This window comes from Candidatus Neomarinimicrobiota bacterium, from assembly GCA_030743815.1.
In the GTDB taxonomy this organism is placed as follows: Bacteria; Fidelibacterota; Marinisomatia; order Marinisomatales; family S15-B10; genus UBA2146.
In genome coordinates, this window is sequence record JASLRT010000081.1 from 1 (window position 1) to 20033 (window position 20033).

At 48.0% G+C, this 20033-nt stretch carries 17 protein-coding genes; 3 read left to right on the forward strand and 14 right to left on the reverse strand.

Translation table 11 applies throughout. The features are described 5' to 3' along the window. On the reverse strand, positions 1–971 hold a 971-nt coding region (locus QF669_06495), incomplete at its 3' end, for a hypothetical protein (GenBank protein ID MDP6457079.1). Further along, a complete protein-coding gene (locus QF669_06500; GenBank protein MDP6457080.1) occupies positions 964–2448 on the reverse strand; it encodes an oligosaccharide flippase family protein in 1485 nt (494 codons plus the stop codon). The genes QF669_06495 and QF669_06500, both read right to left, overlap by 8 nt. 179 nt (positions 2449–2627) lie before the next feature. Here QF669_06500 and QF669_06505 point away from each other — a divergent pair, with 179 nt between their 5' ends. Then, positions 2628–3626 carry a sulfotransferase gene (locus QF669_06505; GenBank protein MDP6457081.1) on the forward strand — a complete coding sequence of 333 codons (999 nt, stop codon included), beginning with the start codon at positions 2628–2630 and terminating at the stop codon, positions 3624–3626. After that, entirely contained in the window at positions 3613–4452 is an 840-nt protein-coding gene (locus tag QF669_06510) for a sulfotransferase (GenBank protein ID MDP6457082.1), read from the forward strand. Before QF669_06505 ends, QF669_06510 begins: the two co-directional genes overlap by 14 nt. A gap of 3 nt (positions 4453–4455) precedes the next feature. On the opposite strand, the gene QF669_06515 is transcribed toward QF669_06510, so the two are convergent. The 4 genes from QF669_06515 to QF669_06530 are packed head-to-tail and all read right to left on the reverse strand — an operon-like array spanning position 4456 to position 9096. Continuing rightward, positions 4456–5472: a glycosyltransferase gene (locus QF669_06515; protein ID MDP6457083.1), complete on the reverse strand. Its 1017-nt coding sequence runs from the start codon at positions 5470–5472 to the stop codon at positions 4456–4458. Then, positions 5473–6474, reverse strand: a complete 1002-nt coding sequence (locus QF669_06520; GenBank protein MDP6457084.1) for a glycosyltransferase — start codon at positions 6472–6474, stop codon at positions 5473–5475. It abuts the gene before it with no gap. A 56-nt stretch (positions 6475–6530) separates the two neighbouring features. Then, a complete protein-coding gene (locus QF669_06525; GenBank protein MDP6457085.1) occupies positions 6531–7481 on the reverse strand; it encodes a glycosyltransferase family 2 protein in 951 nt (316 codons plus the stop codon). Positions 7482–7491: 10 nt separating this feature from the next. After that, positions 7492–9096, reverse strand: a complete 1605-nt coding sequence (locus QF669_06530) for a tetratricopeptide repeat protein (GenBank protein MDP6457086.1) — start codon at positions 9094–9096, stop codon at positions 7492–7494. A gap of 115 nt (positions 9097–9211) precedes the next feature. Here QF669_06530 and QF669_06535 point away from each other — a divergent pair, with 115 nt between their 5' ends. Further along, positions 9212–10537 carry an aminopeptidase P N-terminal domain-containing protein gene (locus QF669_06535; GenBank protein MDP6457087.1) on the forward strand — a complete coding sequence of 442 codons (1326 nt, stop codon included), beginning with the start codon at positions 9212–9214 and terminating at the stop codon, positions 10535–10537. Here QF669_06535 and QF669_06540 read toward each other — a convergent pair. Genes QF669_06540 through QF669_06575 form a run of 8 tightly spaced genes read right to left on the reverse strand, consistent with a single transcriptional unit; the run spans position 10521 to position 19452 of the window. Then, positions 10521–12269: a sensor domain-containing diguanylate cyclase gene (locus tag QF669_06540; protein MDP6457088.1), complete on the reverse strand. Its 1749-nt coding sequence runs from the start codon at positions 12267–12269 to the stop codon at positions 10521–10523. The genes QF669_06535 and QF669_06540 overlap by 17 nt on opposite strands. A 58-nt stretch (positions 12270–12327) precedes the next feature. After that, positions 12328–12900 carry a hypothetical protein gene (locus QF669_06545; GenBank protein MDP6457089.1) on the reverse strand — a complete coding sequence of 191 codons (573 nt, stop codon included), beginning with the start codon at positions 12898–12900 and terminating at the stop codon, positions 12328–12330. Next, positions 12897–13487 (reverse strand): sigma-70 family RNA polymerase sigma factor, encoded by a 591-nt coding sequence (locus QF669_06550; protein ID MDP6457090.1) that lies wholly within the window; start codon positions 13485–13487, stop codon positions 12897–12899. The genes QF669_06545 and QF669_06550 overlap by 4 nt, the downstream gene beginning before the upstream one ends. Continuing rightward, positions 13480–14472 carry a DNA polymerase III subunit delta gene (gene holA, locus QF669_06555; protein ID MDP6457091.1) on the reverse strand — a complete coding sequence of 331 codons (993 nt, stop codon included), beginning with the start codon at positions 14470–14472 and terminating at the stop codon, positions 13480–13482. The genes QF669_06550 and holA overlap by 8 nt, the downstream gene beginning before the upstream one ends. Further along, entirely contained in the window at positions 14469–15926 is a 1458-nt protein-coding gene (locus QF669_06560) for a sodium/proline symporter (GenBank protein MDP6457092.1), read from the reverse strand. Before QF669_06560 ends, holA begins: the two co-directional genes overlap by 4 nt. 1 nt (position 15927) lies before the next feature. Continuing rightward, a complete protein-coding gene (locus tag QF669_06565; GenBank protein MDP6457093.1) occupies positions 15928–16692 on the reverse strand; it encodes an undecaprenyl-diphosphate phosphatase in 765 nt (254 codons plus the stop codon). A 58-nt stretch (positions 16693–16750) separates the two neighbouring features. Then, positions 16751–17455: a peptidoglycan editing factor PgeF gene (gene pgeF / locus QF669_06570; protein ID MDP6457094.1), complete on the reverse strand. Its 705-nt coding sequence runs from the start codon at positions 17453–17455 to the stop codon at positions 16751–16753. Positions 17456–17466: 11 nt separating this feature from the next. Next, entirely contained in the window at positions 17467–19452 is a 1986-nt protein-coding gene (locus tag QF669_06575; GenBank protein MDP6457095.1) for a penicillin-binding protein activator, read from the reverse strand. Between the last annotated feature and the right edge of the window lie 581 nt (positions 19453–20033).

The window sequence follows — 20033 nt, forward strand, 5'->3', positions numbered from 1 at the left end:
AGTAGTCCCACATAGTGGGTCGATTGCGTGAACGGCATGCGGCCCCAGTAAGCTTGAGATTTCAGATCGCGGCTGGGATAGTTCTGGAGTCCGTAGAAATAGGGATAGATGAAGGAAATGGTTTCCTTCGGATGGAATGACCACCCTGTGGCGTAATCCCAGCTTGTCCCCCGCTCAGTATCTCCGGACTTGTCCAGCACCGACGGCGCACCGCGATTGGAATGTCCCTGAAACTGATAGATGGAGGCGTAAGGATCGATAACGAGCAGGCCGGTCAGAATAAGCGCGGACACGAGACCTGCTGCACGGACCCCCTCCTTCCTCGCTGACCACTCCTTCCTCACTACAGAAGCCACCATTGGCCACAGCCACATGAAAACGACCATCATCCACGTATAGTAGACAATTTGAGGATGTTTTGTCCACAGTTGAAGTCCGCCGGCAAGTCCAAGGTAGAGGGCTCCTCTCCACACCCGCTCCCTCAAAAGGTAATCAGCAGCCAACAGAACGAGCGGCAGGAATCCTATGGCGTAGATTTTTGCCGAGTGACCGGCGTTGATCAGACCGAACATATATGGCGTCAGAGTAAAGGCCGTGGCGCCGAAGAGTGAGGCGAAATTTCCCAACTGTCGCCGCCTGAGAAACAGGAACATACCGATTCCACCAATTGAAAAATAGAACCAGTATCGGATGCCGCGGTTGACTTGCAGTGCTTTCAGCAAGTTTCCCAAAGGGTCAGATGGCGCATAGGCATATCCAGCATAGGCGGGCATCCCCCCGAAGAGGTGCGGGAACCATTGCGGTAGTTCACCTTTCTCAGCCACATATTCATCGCCCCACTTGCCGATGGGATAGTGCGCCACCACATCACCCGCCAAGGGATCCTTGCCGAGAAAAATCATCTCATAAAGGAAAAATGCCACCAGGAGTGGTACCAGCCAAACAATATGTTTTGTACGCTGATTAGTCACCTTTTCTCGCCGAAGACAAGAAAGAGAACAGCTGTCGCGCCAGTAATTTGAACCCGTTCAGTTCGCGCCAGCCAAGGGTCCTTGTTATTTTCAGGGCAATCGGGAAGATAACCAGGGCGGCAAACGCCAGTGCAACACGCCATTCGGGTATCTCAGCCTGGAGGTAGAGCGTCCCCTGGTACAGTATGAAAAGGATTAGTATAAGTTTAGCCAGCCTGCCCCAATCCCATTGAATCTTAACAGATTTTTGTGACGATCTCAGAATCAGAGCTGAGAAGAGGAAATAGGAAAGAAACGTCGCCCACGCTGCACCTTGAATCTTGAACTGGCCGATCAGGACAAAGTTAAGTACAAGATTAGCGAGGATGGCAATCAGCGATACGGGAGCGAGATGTGCTGTCTTATCCGTAAGGGCGGCACCGGCGATGAAAAAATGGCCAAAACCATTGGCAAAGTAGGCCAGCGTCACCAGAGGAACAATCAGAGCACCGGCGAGATAAGCTTCCGTAGCCACTACGCCGATAATGTCTCGCGCGAAGAGAGAGATGCCGAGAAAAATCATCGATCCAAGTACGGCGAAGTAAAACAGGATATCTCTGTGATACTCGTGTGACGCTTCGTCAATACCTAACCGATACATCATAGGGCGCCACCCCCGCTGCAGCGGCATGATGAGAATCATATTGATAATCATGCCGAACCTGTAACCGATGCTGTAGATACCAATATCATCAATAGAGACAAACAGCTTGAGGAAGAAGCGATCAGAGACTGTTAGCACCGGTGCAACCAGAGTAACCAGAATAAGGGGTGCTCCAAATCGTACTATTCTCATGAACGGCCTGAAAGACGGCCAGGTGAAATTCTGACGCAAGATGACAACTGCGCTGACAAAGAATGTGACAACATAGACCGTAGTCTTGGCAAGGACAACACCTTGCAGTCCCATCCCCTGGCCTACAACCAACACCAGCGTGACGATCAGTACTCCCGCAAACTGAATGAAGGAGAGTACTATAAAAGAGACCTGCTTCTGGTCGTACTGCCACAAACCGAGAAGGAAGCGGCTGCCGAAGGCGAGAAAGATGTTCAGCAGAACCAGCATCACGATTGGCGATTCCGCAGGAGAAAGACCGAGAAACGTAATCGCCACAGAACGGCCGAGCGACAGAACGATCAGTAAAACGGCATAACCGATAGTTGCCCACACAAAAACTGAGATGACAAGTTTTCTCCTGCCCTCTTCTCCATGTTCAGGAAGATAGCGCCACAAGGCATTGTTAATAGCGGCAGGCACAAGACTGATTAGCAGTGCCTCAAACATTTCCAGCAATGCGAGAATACCAACTTCGGTAAGCTCAAGATAGCGGGTGTAGATTGGGATGAGCAGGAATGACGCCAGTTTCGTCAGTATATTCCCGAAACCGTAGACGGCTGTACTTTTCCCCAGATCTTTGATGGGTTGCCGGATAGTCATGGATCAGTCTATAAGATTTGGACTGTTTTACCTGAAGTGTACACCTTCAGAAGCGTAAAGTTTAAGCCAAAATAACAATGCGCCTGAGGGATTCAAAAACAATTGTACACTAAGGAATGTCCGTAATCAGTTAACCGTTTGACAGATATTTCTTATCTTCTCCCCAAGTTTAACCTGATATGAATCAAGACCGACACAGGAAACCAATTCTCGTTGTGGGTGTCCCACGATCCGGAACTACATGGGTAGCAAACACCCTGGCACAAGCTCCCGGTACGGCCTTGCTCCACGAGCCGGATAACGAGAAGCAGAATATCCTCGCACTTCGCTGGAAGCGTAATTATCATAGGATGCCTCATATTGAGCCTTCCGCGGAAGAGTCTGTCTATCTCTCTTTCTGGCGCCAGATTCTTTACGAATCCTATCTTCCGAACCGAACAGTGATCAACAAAACAGGATTCATCCTCATGGGACTCACTGACAAGAAACTGGAACAGTACGTCCAGCAAAAGTGCGAAAAGCTGACAGTCAATGAAAGCGATGCGCTACCGCAGTTGCCCTCGCAATTCGTCACTTCATTCCTTTCTCAATCGTCGTTCTCGTACCAGAAACAGCGAACGAAACGTCGAATCGTAAAGTCAGTCCATACAGGTCTGACACTCCCCTTTATTTCACAGCATCTCAGCCCTGAAATTGTTATCGTTACAAGACATCCGGCGAGTGTTGTCTCCAGTTGTATTCAGCTACATCTTTCTGATGCCGATCGAAAAGTTTTTCGACAGCGTAACCTCATGGAGGCACATCTTAATCCATTCACTCGGAAAATCGAAGAGTCGAAAGAATCCGTTTCGGCAATGGCATTGCAGACGGCAATATTCTATTATGTCTGGGAACAGGAATCAAAGAATCATCCCCACTGGTATTTTATGTCGCACGAAGCGTTATGCGAAGATCCTATAGCGCAGTTTCGCTCACTGTACGAAAAGCTGCATCTCGATTGGATGCCAAGCGTTGAACAATTCCTTGCTGATCACGACCAGCCAGGAGCGGGATTTCAGATCAGCCGGGAATCGTCCACACTTGCGGACAAATGGAAACAGACGCTCACTCCTGAACAGATAGATCAAGTAAAAAAAGGTTATCAAACCCTCCCGGTCCACCTTTATGACGACTTCTAAAGAACAAATCAGGAAAAGGATTTTTGTCGTTGGAGCAGCCCGCTCCGGTACAACACTGCTTCAGAGCATGTTGGCCTCCCACCCGGGAATCCACTCCTTCCCGGAAACACACTTCTTCCGCGGGACGGTGCCGAAGAGATGGTGGCTGAGACTGGTCAAACGGTACGGCGCAGCGGAAAGATCATTCATCTCTTCCTTTCTGGAGAGAATTGAACATCCGGAACTTGTGCGCCATCTGCCGCATCACACCTGGTCCCAAAAGGCATGGGCAAAGTCTCTCCTGCGGATCCTTGATGATATCTGCACGGCGGCGGGGTTTTCTATATGGCTGGAAAAAACTCCTATGCACCTCTACTTTACGGACCTCATAACTCTTATCGCACCGCAGACCATGTTTGTCCACCTGATTCGCAGCGGCGAAGATGTAGTCGCTTCTCTGTATGAGGCCAGCCGTTCCGATCCGGAGTTCTTTGCCGGAGCACGATCAAAAAGTCAGTGCATCCGCAGGTGGAAACGCGATATCACCATTTCGAAGCGGTCTGTTGGCGTCAGAAACCATTCGTTCGTGAAATATGAACAACTCGTGGACGAGCCCAAGGAAAACCTCTCTCGCCTCTGTGATGAATTAGGACTGAAGTTCTCTGACCAGATGCTGGACTACCGGGCGGCCGCCGAAAAATTCGTTCTGCCGGAAGAGAGCTGGAAGAAAAAGGCTAAGGAGACGCTGGAAAAGAGTAGCAAGTTTGAGCAGGTGTTTTCAGCCGATGAACAAACCTATATACGACAGAAAATCCGTACCATCGATCTGACCCCATTCGACAACTGACTTCTAATCTGAAATCAGTTTCAACAGTCGACTTTTCTTCTCGCCCCACTGCCGCAATTTCACTTCTTTCAGTTGATGAATCTTTCCGGCGTAATTCTCCAACTCCTCCCCTATTGTCGAGAGCGCCACATCGATCTCGGCAGTTCCGTTGCCAGCGTACAGTGCAGCGTCACCGAAGTAATTACGTAGTGTCGAGGTATTAGATACTATGACTGGCTTAGCCAGCGAAAGGGCTTCATATCCGCTTGACAGAAGTGTCATCTCCCTTTTGGTGAGGGCGATAATGAAATCGGCTGAACTTAACAGCTTAACATAACTCTCATCCGATATGAATCCGGTGAATATGATATTCCGTCGTTCGTAACGGTTTATAGGGAAGTCAGCCAGCTTGGTGTCGCCGGTGATTGAGAACATGACCTCGGAATGAAGCACCGCAGCCTCCAAAAATTCTTCCACCGGTTCATCTGATGCAAAGCGGTTAATAAACACCGCTTGCTTCGCTCCAGGTTGCGGCTTCTTTTCTTCCATGGACTCTAAACCAAATTCGGGCAAAGGATCTTCCAGCACAAAAAGCTTATCTTTAACAACCGGGAATTTTGCCTTCAAATACTCACTCGACTCTTGATTATGAACCAGTATCAGGTCTGACCTTTGCCAAAGGAAAAGACTTAAACCACGAGCAAAGAAAAAATCGTAATCGGTATACGCCGCGGTATGAAGGTCAGGTACGACTTTACATTCAGAAAAGAATTTGTAGAATAGTGCGGCGGTAGTGACAAAAGGGTGCGCCTGGAACGTGAAAACGACATCAGGCTTGGCGCTGAACAGCTTCACCAGTGTCTTGATGAAGTTGACTCCGAGCTTGAAGACAGTCAGAAGAGCCGGTCCTTCTCTTCTGTCGAGGCGATAGTAGTCAGCACCGAGCTGGCGCGAAAGTTGTTCACTGCGTCGTGACACCTTCGTCCAGGCGACGAAAAGCAATGATATACTGTTGTTACCGGATGATTCTGAAATAGCCACTCAGTCGTAGTATTTTTTGCTGAACCCGACCCATTCATCCTGACCAAGAATGAACCGCTTGAAAAAAGCTAGCATGAATCCGAAGCCGTAGCCGAATATCTGTGCGCAAATTACCAGCGGCAAGTAAGGCGCCACTGTAGCGTCGCGTTGCCTGATAGCCCCTAAAATAGAAAGTGCCAGCAAGAGCCCCAAACCTAATTCGAAGAAAGCGCCAAATTCCTCCGGATCAGCAAAAAATCCCAGCATAACGAGACATGATACAAGCGTTATTGTGGATGGAACAAAATGCAGAGGTTCCAGCATTTTTCTGTCGATCTTACCCAAGTTTACCCTCGCCACTCCCCAGTTGAACACCTGCCTGAAGAAACGGCGCAGTGATGTTCTTCTTCGATGATACACGACGGCATCTGCAACGTGGGCAACAGTAGCACCACTCTTAATAATCCTGTGGCTCAGCTCTATATCCTGACCGTGACGTAACTCGCCAAACCCTCCCACTTTCCGGTAGAGATCCAGCGTCATTCCCATGTTGTGACTCCTGGGATAAAACTTCGCCAGCGGCCGATGGCTGTGACCGCGGAGCCCTCCTGTCGTTAAAAAGGATGTCATGGAAAAATCTATCGCTCTTTGCAGAGGCGTGAAATCTCCTTTGGAAGCGTCGGGCCCTCCACAGGCGTCAAACTTCTCATCAGTGTACTTCTCATAGATGGTCTTCAGCCAGTCAGGATCAGCTTCACAATCGGAATCGATAAACATGAGTAACTCGCCCTGGGACTCTTCTACTCCCTCGTTGCGGGCAGCGCCCGGCCCTTCATTCTCTTTCTTGATATATCGTAACTGGAAATCGACCTTTGCTATCCACTCCTTAACCACTGCCGCGCTGGTATCAGTTGAACCGTCATCAACAAGAATCATCTCAAAAAGATCGTTCGCCAACGTCTGCTTGCCGATTGATTCAATCAGGAAAGGGAGTTCGGCAGCCCTGTTGAAAGCCGGCGTTATAACGCTTATAATGGGACGATCTGGCAGATCAATGCTAGAATTGATATCAGCGCTACCTAAGAAAATTGGCTGTTTTTTGAAACGGTTTCCTGAACAATTTCACCTCCCCGTGTGGTCGACTGGGCAATCATTTCACCGAGAAGCCCAATTGAAATGAACTGAACACCGAGAATAATCAGGAGCACACCAAAGACAAGGAGTGCCATATGCAGCCGGAACGGGTCACCCAGACCGTACTTGAGGTAGAGAACCCAGAGATTGACAAGTGTTCCTATCATCAGACTGAGGAGGCCAAATACGCCAAAAAGGTGTAAGGGGCGGCGGGTATATCGGCTTAGGAACAGGACGGTCAACAGATCAAACATGCCGCGAAAATAGCGCTCGCGGCCAAACTTTGTGTCGCCGTATTTCCGCGGTCTATGATTCACCATCTTCTCCGTGACACGGAAGCCTCTCTTACCAGCCAGCACCGGGATGTAACGGTGCATACCTCCATATATATCAAGCGCCTTGACGACACTGTTACGGTACGCTTTCAGCCCACAGTTAAAATCGTGAATCTGGATACCGGTCAGCAGGCGGGTCGTGAAATTGAACAGTTTCGATGGCAGTCTTTTTGACGCAGGATCCTTGCGCTCCTTTTTCCAGCCGGAAACGAGATCATAGCCTTTTTTCAGCTCGTCCACCAGACCAGGGATTTCGGAAGGGTCATCCTGAAGATCGGCATCCATAGTAACAACATAGTCTCCGCTGGCCCTGCGAAAACCGGCAGCAAGAGCCGCGGACTTGCCGTAGTTTCGTAAAAACCGGGTCACCTCAATTCTCCCGTTTTCGCCAGCTTGCTCCTTCGCCAATTCAAAAGAACCGTCGGTACTGCCGTCATCAACCACCTGAATCTCATAATCGAACCTGTCTTCCAGAACAGTCGTCACTTCTTGTAGTAAATCAGGAAGTGATTCGCACTCATTGTAAACGGGGATTACTATGGAAATTTTTTCAGTAGGCATGACGATGAAATTACTTTTCCAACTTCTCGCGAAGGCGCTCGTTATCTGTGTCGATTCCCAGCGCTTTTCCGTAGTAGTCCAAAGCTTCGGCCCGGCGATCCAATTTGATGAGCACATCACCGAGATGTTCCAGAACAACGGCATTGTCTTCCTCTATCCGGATCGATGCCTGGATATACTGCAACGCTTGCTTGTACTTGTTACTTTTATAGTAGATCCAGCCGATTGTATCAAGATAGGCAGCGTTTTCCGGCTCCAGATCGATCGCCTTATGTGCCATTTGAAGAGCATCATCCAGTCTCATATCTCTCTCGGCAAGTGTATAACTGTAATTGTTGAGTGCCTGGCTGTCGCTCTGATCCAATAGAAGGAGATCTTCGTATAGTTGCAGCGAAGATTGCCATTCGCCGAGATGGTTGTGCACGGTGGCGAGCAGGTGTTTGGCCGGCCGGGAACCTTTTTCAATCTCAAGCGCTAAAAGAAGACTTTTCTTTGCCAGCTGGTAGTTTTCTTCCATACTGTAGCTGTTGCCGAGCAGGTAGTGTACGACAAAGCTTTCAGGGTAACGCTCTCTCGCATCCATAAGTACAGCAATAGCGGCAAGTGTCTTTTCCAGATTAATTTGTGCAAGGGCCAGGTTGGTATACCCAACGGGCTCCTGTGGAAATTCCTCCACCAGTTGCAAGGAATAAGCTTCCGCCGCTTGATAATTTTCGCTATCGAGGGCCATTCGGCCTAGAAAATAGAGAACTGTGCTCGTCTGGTGACCGTCTTCAAAAAGAGCGTAAAAAAGAGAGTCCGCTTTCTGGAAATCACCGTTGTTAAAATAGAGCCTTCCCAACTGTTCCAGAACCGATCGGTCGTTATTGGTCAGATTAATCAGACGTTCCAAACCACCGATTGCCTGCGAGAATTTCTGGAGATAGATTGCCAGTTCACTGAATCTGCGCCAGTACTGCACACTGTTAGGCGCGGCTTCAGTGAGAATCCTGTAAGCTTCATAGGCCGATTCATAGTCCTTCCTTTCGACAGCAATTTCAGCTGCCCTGCTCAAAGCTTGATGCTGGGATGAATCATCCCGGTAAATCTGCCACAGCAACTCTTGGGCCGTTTCAGATTGACCCTTTCTACGCAGTACTTCGGCAAGAATGAATCTGAATTCATAGTCTTCAGGATAGAATTCAGAGAGAAGCGAATAGTGTTCTTCAGCACGATCAAGATTGTTTCTCATCAGAAACTGCTGCGCTAACATTTCCCTAGCTTCCCTGTCTTTAGGATCAATCATCAACGCTTGGTTCAATCGTTCTATGGCTCTTTCGAACTTGCCGATTCTGAGATACGCATCAGCAAGCGAGGTGAGAATCGAAGTTGCTGCTGGATCGTACTCCAGCGCATCTTGGAATTCAAGAATTGCCATGGCATAATTACTCTGAGACATTTGAAGCTCACCCTCCATAAAATGGGCGAGTGCCTTGGTGTTCACTTCATGGGGCTGTGCCTGATCCTCAGCTAGCGCTGGCACATCGGGTTCAGGCTGAACGGTGGGTGCGACAGCACATCCACCTATAAAGAATGTGCCGAGTAGACACAGCTTAGAGAGGTGTTCTGATCTCATTTCCTTTTCTTCTCGTCTGAAAAATTTATCTTTAGACCTGTGATATCACAAGAAAATTCCCGAATTTGTGCCAATATCAGATACACACAATCCAACCAACCAGAAGGAGAAGATTATGTCGTGTCGTTTTATTCTAAGCCTGATTCTACTCATTAGTTCCCTTTGGTCTATCGATGCGCAATCTTTTCGAGAAAGAAGAGAGACTGTGCAACATCAGTTGGGTCCGCGGAGCGCCATGATATTGACCACCGCCGAGGAGTACAACCGCAATGGCGACGTGGACCATCCGTTCCGCCCTAACAGCGATTACTGGTACCTTAGCGGCCATCACGAACCGATGGGACGATTGATCTTACTTGGTCCCGATTTCTTGTCTGAGGATGAGATTCAGTTCAAGGACGAAATTATTTTTACAAGACGGCGCAACGCCTACGCCGAAGTCTGGACTGGCAAGAGATTGGGTATTACGGGAGTCAAAGAACAACTCGGCTTCAGCTATGCTGAGGTTAGCGACTCATTTCGCGTGGTTCTCGATAAAGTACTGCCCCTCGTCGATACAGTCTATGTCAATTTGAGTAACTATATGTATCACGGTCCCAGCAAACTAGAACCAGAATTCTTGAACGACGAGGAACTGTCAAAACTTCATATTTCACACGCAGGAGAGATTATTCACCCCTTAAGGCATCTTAAATCAAGAGAAGAAATTGACTTAATCCAGAGAGCAGTGGACATCACGGGAGAAGGGCTAATGAGCGCCATGAAGAGAACCAGGCCCAAGTTGAATGAGTATAACATTCAGGCAGCAATCGAATTTACCTTTTTTGATCTCGGAAGCCGGCGGCTTGGCTTTCCTTCCATAATTGGTTCCGGCAGCAACACCACTATTCTACACTATATTGATAATAATCGAACAATGGAAGACGGTGACTTACTCCTCATGGATGTTGGTGCCGAGTACGAGATGTATACGGCCGATGTCACCAGGACAATTCCGGTAAACGGCAAGTTCACTCCTGCCCAGCGAGAACTCTACACTTACGTACTGGAAGCACAAACAGTTGCCTTCGATTCTATTCGATCCGGCATGACACTAAGAAAGGATCTCCACAATATTGCCAAAAACTACCTTGAGGAGAAAGGCTTTGGCAGATACTTCATTCACGGTCTGGGCCACTGGCTCGGCCTCGACGTGCATGATGTGGGAGGACGGCAGGCAAAAATCGAGCCGGGCACTGTATTTACGATCGAACCGGGAATCTATATCGCGGAAAACGACACCACAGCACCCCTCAAGTATCGCGGTATTGGAATCCGTATCGAGGACGACGTATTGATGACGGAAGATGGACCAGTCTGGCTTTCCGCTGATATCCCCCGTGAAGTGGATGATATCGAAAGAATGATGAAGAGGCGCTGGCGTATTAAGAAGGGGCGCTAGCGGAATCGTAAGCCTTCACACCATTTCCGCCCTGTCGCTTGACCTGATACATCGCTTCATCAGCCTTGGCGATGAGATCCCGTATCGTCTCGCCGTCGACGGGAAACTCAGCCATTCCCCCACTGATGGCCATCTGGACAACCGTTTCATCCTGAGTGAACTCTTTAGCTGAAACGCTTGCCACAATTCTTTCTGCTGTGGATTGAATATTCTCTTTTGTGGCGTTCAGGAGAATAATCGCGAATTCCTCGCCACCATACCTTGCCACAATATCGATGTTGCGAACATTCGCCTTGAGGCGGCTGGCAGTCTCCATCAAAACATAGTCACCAGCAAGATGACCATAGGTGTCATTGATGCGTTTGAACTTATCAAGGTCGAGGATAAGTAGCACAAGGCTGGTCTGATATCGGCGGGCACGATTTAACTCCTCTTCGAATCTCTCTACAAATGAGCTGTGATTTAATAGACCGGTGAGGCCGTCTCTGATGGCACTCTCTTTTACCATTTCAAAAGTCTGCCACCACTCCAGAAGAGTACCGAATCGCTGGCTCACAATTCGCAACGCCTCTTCATCGTTTTCACTGTATTTATTCGGACTGGAACTTTCGAGCACCAGCGCGCCGACGGTTCGACCCGCCTTCTTAATAGGATATCCGAGAAAGGAGAGAATACGCTTTTCTTCCATATCACCTGCTGAAAATCTCCCTTTACCTCCTGTGTTATATTCCAGAAGGTTGTCTATTCTCAACACTTCGCCTGAGGCAATCAGCGCACCGTGAAGCGAGTCGGCGATTTTAAAACGGGCCTCGTTGCCTAAATCATTACTGAAACCCGAAGTAGCCAGAATCCGAGCCTCACCCGGGTGCGTTTCATCCACCAGAGAAATTGTCAAATTGTCAAAAGTGAAACTGGTCTTACATAGTTCTATAATGGATGATACAAGTTCTTCCTGTGACAACGTGAGATCCAGATCGTTCTGAAACGAATTCAGGCGTGAATAGAAATGGATATCAGACCAAAGTTCAGATTCTTTACGAACTTGTCCCAGTTGTTGTCCGATCAGATTTGAATAGTCAGAAATTATTACCGGATGCTGCTCATCAAAATCGCTGAACTGTGAAGCCTGAATAGATAACAGACCGATTATGTCATTCTCCATCCAAATAGGAGAAACAAAGACCGAAGTGCTTTCAGCGACAGCAGAACCCTCCTCAAAGAACTCTTTCAGCATCTCTTCATTCTCGCTTGGTGTAAGAAATCCCGGCAGTTCTTCACTCATCAGCTGCGAAATATTCTCGTCTTTCACAGGTAGAACAGCCCGGAAATCAGAATCTGTATTGACAGCACATTTTTTGACCAATTTTGTACCGCTGTTATCCAACAGGTAAAGGCAGGGTTGAAGTTGAGGATAACACGAATGAAAGAGTTGAATGATCGATTGTAAGGTTAAATTTGGCTCGTTTTCCTCCTCTTCCGTCAGGATTGCCTTAGTACTGGAAACTGACCTGTAAGAAGACTTTTCTGAACCACCGGTTAGACCCCGCTTCCATTTTTCCGTGTAGAGCTGATAAAACAGATAACTTACCAGCACAATGATGAGGAGGCGACTAATGTCGAATAAGAACCCATCTGGTTTGGGATAGACGAACAGGAAAATCAGAATTACTCCTGAAAGGAGAATACTGAAAATTGTATAAACAGATAAATCGAAACGTGTGTATGCACTCACGGAAGAAAATTAAGCAGAGTGTGAGGAAAAAGAAAGTACAGCTACAGGAGAAGGAGAACTATTTTTGCTTCTTCACAAGCTTAATCTTCCCACCCAGCGCCGGTTTTGTAATCTTACCGTCGGCTTCTGTTTCGGTGGAATCCTTTCCATCTTCATCTGCCAGAAGCGCCTTTGCGTCACTGTTTAAAGGTAAAGGCGGCGGCGAATCAACTGTCCCTGTCATATTCTGCTGTGTTGACAGCGGGACAGGGTTGGGAACTATGGAATCCCCACTCTCCGGGATAAGATCAAAGGAAAGCATGACAATGACAGCCATGGCGGCGACGGAAGCAAAGAGATATCTCGGTTCAAAGCCGAAGATACGGCCGTGCTGAACATATCGCTTATGCCATACAGGCTGCTGAGATGAGACCGCTCGGATTCTTGCTCTCAGCGCCGAGTTGAACTCAGAGGATGCAACGATCCTCTCGGAGTTCCTCAGTACGCCAATTGCTGAGACTACTCCCTCGTAGGTATCTTTGCATGAGAAACAGGACTTGAGATGCTTATCAAACAGTTTTATCTCAGCGAGAACCAATTCCTTTTCTATATATGATGAGATGGAATCTTGAAACTCGTAACAATTCATCAAATTGCTTTTCTCCTTTTTTGTTTAACATTTTTCAGTTCTTCCTGTAGCTGCAACCTCGCACGGTTAATGCGAGACTTTACAGTTCCTAATGGAACTTCTAGTATCTTACTAATCTCTTCGTAAGAAAGTTCCTGTATATCTCGCAAAATGACTGCCGTCCTGAAATGGAGTGGCAGTTTCTGAATAGCAATCTGAATCTGCCCCTCTGTGAATTTCCCTTCAGTATATTCATCCGTCGTATCATCAATGGGGAGATCGAAATCTTTCTCTTCCATTCCCATCTGGCTCAGATATGAAGTCTTGTGCCGCTTCTTCTTGCGAAGTTCCGTTTTAGCAAGATTCGACGCGATAGTGTAGATCCAGGTGGAAAACTTGGCCTTGGGCCGGTAATAGTGCTTCTTTGTGAAGAGTTTCACAAAGGTGTCCTGAACAATGTCTTCGGCATCTTCTACATTGCCAACATAGCGGTAGACAAAGTTCATCAACCTGTCGCGGTACCGCTTGACCAGTTCCTGAAATGCATTTTCATCTCCCTTCTGGAAACGGAAGATCAAATCTTCATCACTATATTGGTATCTGTCAGACATTCCCTTTAACAACCTTGTACACGAGAGGTACCAAGATCGCCTCCGGGTTTATTTTCATCGACTTCACCTTCTCATCGGCAGCCCCCAAGAGTCGAAAAATATGGGGCAGTCTCTCTTTGCCGTATTCCTTTTCGTACTGGTTCAGACGTTTTCTCACCTGACTGCTGAGCCAGAACCACTGTCTATCCTTTTCCTTCTCCCCGCTCGAATCTATCCGCCTGAAAAGGAGTTCCTGGAACAGTGTCGTCATTAATGAAATCAATGATGATATATCTCTACCCTGATCCATGAGATTTTTTCCAATTTTCACTGTTTTGCCGAAATCCCGCCTCCCGATTGCATCTACGAAATGCCACGGATAAAAGTTTCGTACCCAACCGGAATGCTTTAAAACATCCGCCTCTTCAATAGTGCTAAGTTCGCCTATACTCAGCTTAATCTTTTCAATCTCATTATTCAAGTGATAAACTGAATCCCCACTCAAAGCAATTAGAGTATCTATCGCCTCATCTGTCGCGCTGAAATCATTCTTTTTCATGAGGAACCTGGCCCAGCCAGCCATCTTCTCAGGGAAGGGCGGAGATGATGAGATGACCCCCACTTTCCCCGCCAGCGATTTCACTAGTCTGTTTTGCGGATCGTACTTATCGATGATGATGACGAGACAGTTTATAGGATTAGGAGAATCGCAATAGGCCAGAAAGAGCTCACGGCTCTTGCCCTTTATCTGAGTCGGATTTTGGAGGACAAACAGTCTCTTCTGAACAAACAGGGAAGCTGAGTTAAGTTCCGCCAGGATGCGGTCAAAATCACCACTATTAGGCACTTCAAAAGATTTTTCCACAGTTTCATCTTTACCAAGTGATCTTTCGATTTCTTCAATGAAAATGCTCTGTAAGAAGAAATCGTCGCCGTTAAGAAAGTAGACAGGATCTACCTGGCCCGCCCGGATCTTGTCGATCGTTTTTCTCAGATACTTCCTCATTTTTCGCCCGCCGAAGCTGATGCCCAACCCATGAGTGAGACGACAATGATAGCCAGGAATGCAAAGACAAATCCCGGCACAAGAGAATATAGTCCGCTTCCGCCGAGAAAATTGTCCCAGATGATTACTGTCAGAAACCCGGTAAGCATTCCCGCCAGAACGCCATTTCTTGTGGTCCCCTTCCACCAGAGAGAGAGGATGAGTGCCGGTCCGAAAGCGGCGCCAAGGCCGCCCCAGGCAAAAAGAACTTTATCAAAAATCGATCGAGGAAGCTGCGCCAGCATGATGGCTACAAGACCGATGATAAATGTCGCGATCCTGGACAGTTTGACCAGTTCGGCCTGATCCGCCTTCGGCCTGATAGATTGGTGGTAGATATCCTCCGTGACGGCAGATGTGGTGACAAGCAGTTGAGAGTCGGCGGTGGACATCATGGCGGCCAGAGCTCCCGATATCAGAATGCCGGCAAACCAGGCAGGGAAGATAGTGAGCGCCAGTTCGGGCATCATTTTCTCGGGATCCGGGAAATAACCAGTACCGAAGTAACCGAGGGCCACAATACCCATCAGCACGGCACCTCCGTAGGAGAAAACCGAGAAAACGATGGCAATGGATGACGCTTTCCTTATCTCGCCCGACGACCGGATACTCATGTATCTTGCCGCAACGTGGGGCTGTCCCGAATAGCCCAGGCCTACGCCGAATCCGCCCAGAATTCCCGCAAGCAGTGGCCAGCCGCTCCTTCCGCCCGAAATTGTCAACAGATTGGGATCGATGGCTCCGATCCTTGCCGATAGCCCGTCGATTCCGCCGAGATGCCAGAGAGTCACCAGCGGAAGAACCACCAGAGTTACCAGCATGATACAGCCCTGGATGAAATCTGTCCATGCTACGGCAAAGAATCCCCCTACCAATGTGTAAAAGACAATGATGGCAGCTCCAACCATTACCCCGGACATATGTGTCCAGCCGAAGGTCTGTTCAAGAGATTTCCCAGCGGCATCGAACTGAGCCGCGATGTAAAATGAAAAACAGAATGCGATGATTCCTGTTGCAATGAAGCGAATGGTGGGATCGTGACTGCGGAATTTGAGCTCCAGAAAGCGCGGCAGTGTCAGGGCACCGAGACGTTCACTTTCTTCTCGAAGTCTTTTCGCAACAAGAATCCAAGACATGGCGACGCCCACGACACCACCAATTCCCGTCCAGAAAGCGGGCTCGAGTTTCGTTCCCGATGGATCCCCCAGCCCCGTGGCGTATGCCAAACCTGTCAGTCCGAGTAGCATCCAGCCGCTCTCTCCAGAGGCTCGTTCGGAAAAAGCGACAATCCAGGGACCCAGCTTTCTTCCCGCCAGCAGGAAGTCCGGCAGAGTCTTGGTACGCCTCGCACTGATAGTACCGACAACAAGTATAATGACAAGATAGCCAATGAAACCGACAGCTAAGGCATTCATCTCATATTCCCAACACTATGCCGCCAACAATAAGACAGTAAAACCCAAAATAGTAAAGTCTTCCCTTTTCCAGAATCCCGAGGAGAAGTTTAAGGACAATGATTCCTACGACAAAAGAGGTAACCAGACCGGTCAGAAGCACCATCGCCGGGATTCCATTAGCGCCTGATAAAGCCAAATCAGGGAGAGTAAGTAGGCCTGATCCAATCAGAGCGGGAATCGCAATCAGGAATGAGAATCGCGCTGCTTCGCGACGTTTTAGTCCAGCAATAAGGCCGGAGGCGATGGTTATTCCCGACCTGGAAATACCGGGAATCAGCGCCAGCGACTGTGCAATACCGATAATAATCGCTCTTTTGCCATCAACTTCCGTCTGCTCTTTACCGACCCACTTTGTGACTATGAGAGCAGTGGCAGTGACCAGAAGGGATAGCCCAACAAGCTGCAGGTTGTGGAACGACTGTTCAATCTCCGGCTTGAAGACCAACCCCACAACAGCGATTGGAATTGTAGCCAGGATGATATAAATAATCATCATACGATTTTCTCTTGTTGACAGATCACTCAACAGATTCTTCAAATCTTGCCAAAACACAGTCAGGATGCTCATAAGTGTACCCATATGAACAGTCACCTCAAAGACCAAACCCGGCTGAGAAACCTTGAGAAGTTCCTCCATCAGGACGAGATGTCCGGAACTGCTAATGGGCAGAAATTCAGTTACACCCTGGAGGGCGCCGAGAATTGTGGCATCTAAAGCGTTCAATACGGAAATTTGTCGGCAAATTTATGGGGAGCCGTTCTGTCCGGGCAAGAGAATAAACTCAAACCAGTTTGAACAGACAGATCATCCTCCCCGACTTCTCTCCGTCCCTGCGGTAGGAATGAAACATTAGCGAACTACAACAAGTGCAATGGGAGGAGTCTGTAATCTGATCGTGCGGTATCCCTTCCCTTTCCAGTTGAATGCGATTTTCTTGCGGGAGATCAAGCATGAAGTGGTTCGGCCTGGAAGATGTAAGACACTCTTGAGAAAAGTTCTCTGCCACCTCGGAACCCACTTCATAGCAACACGATCTTATGGATGGCCCCAATGCAACTTCAAGCTTTTCGATAGGAGAACTTAACGAGTTTTTCATTTTCAGGACCGCTTCCTGCGCAATCCCCGCAGCAGTACCCCGCCAACCGGCATGTATCAGACCGATAGCTCTCTTCTCAGAACAGTGCATGAAAACAGGAACGCAATCGGCTACCCTGATGGAAAGCACGGTATCAGGAGAATCGGTGAGAAGGCCGTCACACCTTCCGGCTTCGCCGTGAGAAGACTTAATCTGAACTACCGTACTGGAGTGAATTTGAGTACAAAATGAAACGTTACCCTCAAACCCGGCCTTGCTTGCCGCTATTTCAGTCAACGAATGCAGGTTGCTATCCGCCATCTCACCAGATGATCTTACCATAACCGCACGGACGACACCAGACGGAAACTGGTCAGACAGATCGTAAATGGAGGCTGTGAAGCTGGACAAACCAGTGCTGTCTAGGGAGACCCGACAGTCGGCACGAACAGTGAATCAGAGAGAAACTGAGCTACGACGCTAAAATCACCACCTTTGTACTGGATAACGTTCAGCGATGAGTTGACGCGAGGCGAAGCTTCCGCAAAAGAGAAATCTCTCGCCTTGCCACGAACCGTCTGCGGTGTGGTAAGATTCTCCAGCACGGAAGTACGCGTCGGATTGGCTCCCAGATGACTTGTCAAGAAAGTAACCGTCTCATAACCGAGCAAGGCCATCCTGTACTCCGTCCGATTTTCCAGAGGCGAATAAATATCTTCCGACCACTGCTCGGATATCCATTCCTTATTGTGCAAGTAGTCCGAAAAGATAAACATCCCTTCCAGGTTGGGACCGATCATCTCCTGACCTAATTCTTCCGGTTCGTACCAGTTTCCGTTGCCCAAAATCTGTGTATCGAGATAATAAGAAGAAAATTGAGAGGCGACATAATTGATGTCACCAGCGTGAATCGGCATGTAGATAGCCTCGATGCTTCTGAGCATGAGTTCACTGGAGTCTTCTGGTGATAACTCTTCACCGTCCAACGTTTTTTCAGGAAAGAAATCCTCTAGATCAACAACCGAAGTCAAGTCATTCGTGTCGAGTTCAACCGGTGCATATATCGTGTCCTGCCTGAGCGTTTCCAGCTGAAAGGCAATTTTCCTCAACGACGACAGTTGATCACTCAGATCCATAGGAATCCCCGAGTACCACTCCACGGTCACCACTTCCGCCCCAAGGTCATCTGACCGTTGCACAAACCCGTCAGTGAGCGTTTTGCCAAATCTATCGGCCGGCGCAACAACGGCTACCGTTCTCAGTCCCAGCGTGCCCACTGCATACTGAGCCGCATATTGACCCTGTTTGAACAGATCGGGATTGAGCTGGTAAGTTCTTGCGCTCATCCTGGCGAGTCCTACGCGGGTGGCTGTGGGAACGAGCAGCGGAATCTGGAGCCCTTCTACGGCTGTTGCAGCGGTTACTGCGTTTACGTTGGAGAGTGGACCTATGATAGCCACTACATTTGGATTAGCTGACAGCGCACGTACGCCTTTTGTCGTCTTCAGATTGTCGCCTTCATTATCGATCAATTCCATTACTATATCTACAGGGATCCTGTCCCGGACCGATTCCACACCCCAGCGCAATCCTGCCAGAAAGGCTTTGCCGTAGCCTTCATCAAAACCACTCAATGGTAAAACAACACCTACAGTAATCGCTTTTTGCTCCTTGCGGTAAGTGCGGGTACGGAGCGAATCATACAGTTCTTGAAGTATTGGCGAGAGAGTGTCTCTATCCATCCTGAAGAGTGTCAGGGCGGCAGCGTCGGTCTCTCCCCCGGCCAAAAGACTGTTAGCCATCATCAGATTCAGAATCATGCGGTTTGAAGAGTCCAGCTCTTTAGCCAGAATGTCCTCGATTTCCTTTTTGTTCAGATATGAGGTGGACAGCTTCATTATTTTCACTTGCAGTCTGCCCGCTGTGGGATCGTGTCCTGAAACGGTAAGTGCTTCAAGGTAGCTCCTGACAGCCGCAGAATAACGACCCTCCTCCAGGAATATATCGCCAAAACATTCGTGAACATCATCAAGGTAGCTGCTCGTGGGGAAATTTTGGAGGAACTCTCTTCCAGTCTCTCTCGCATTCTCCATCCTTCCTATTCGGAAATAGGATTTCATACACATAAGGGCACTGGCAGTAAGCTGAGGGTTTTTCTCCGGCGGGTAGTTTTTCAACCGCCTGAAGATATCGAGTGCGCTGTAATACCTGCCTGCACTGTAATGCTTGACGCCCTTTTCAAACTGGCGTTTCGATAAAGCACCCGAAAATGCGTTTTCCTGCACGGTTGATCTTTCTTGCTGCTGCTTTTTGTGGGATGCAGACATCTCTCCCAATGGATGGTTGTAAGCTACATCCGGCATCAAAGTCAAAATGAGCGTTGAAATGATGAATGATCTAAAATTCATTTAGTCTGATTTTGTCGGCGTTAAACTCAAACGGCAGTCTCCCGGATCAACCGCAACAACTATTTGATCGATGGTGCAAGTCGGTTCAATAGTGCTTGCGCATCCTGTCTGGATTCTTCATAACGCACATAATCCGGATCAGAGCTGTTAAACAGTGCAATCAACTTGGAGATAATACTCATTATTCAACCGTGGTGAAATCAACTTCGGTAGTTCTATTCCATTTTTGACATATACTTTTTATACTATCACTCATAAGTTAGTTCCATCGAACTATTATAGACCATTAACTAAAACTCAATTAAAATTACACAAAGAAATAGTAAGACTTCAGAAGAAAGGATTGAGTTATAGAAAAATACATAAAGAATTGATTAAAAAAGGATTTAAGATTGGAAAATCACCTTCTACCGTTCATTCAATCATTAAGAAAATAGAAAAAAGAGATAAGTTTTTGAATCAACCTGTGATTGAGGGATATAAGGATTTTGATATACTATTTTATACATTTAAAGAGGATTAAAGAGTTTTTTATCTTCCATTTAGTTTTCCCTAAACACTCTTTAAATAGAACTCATACA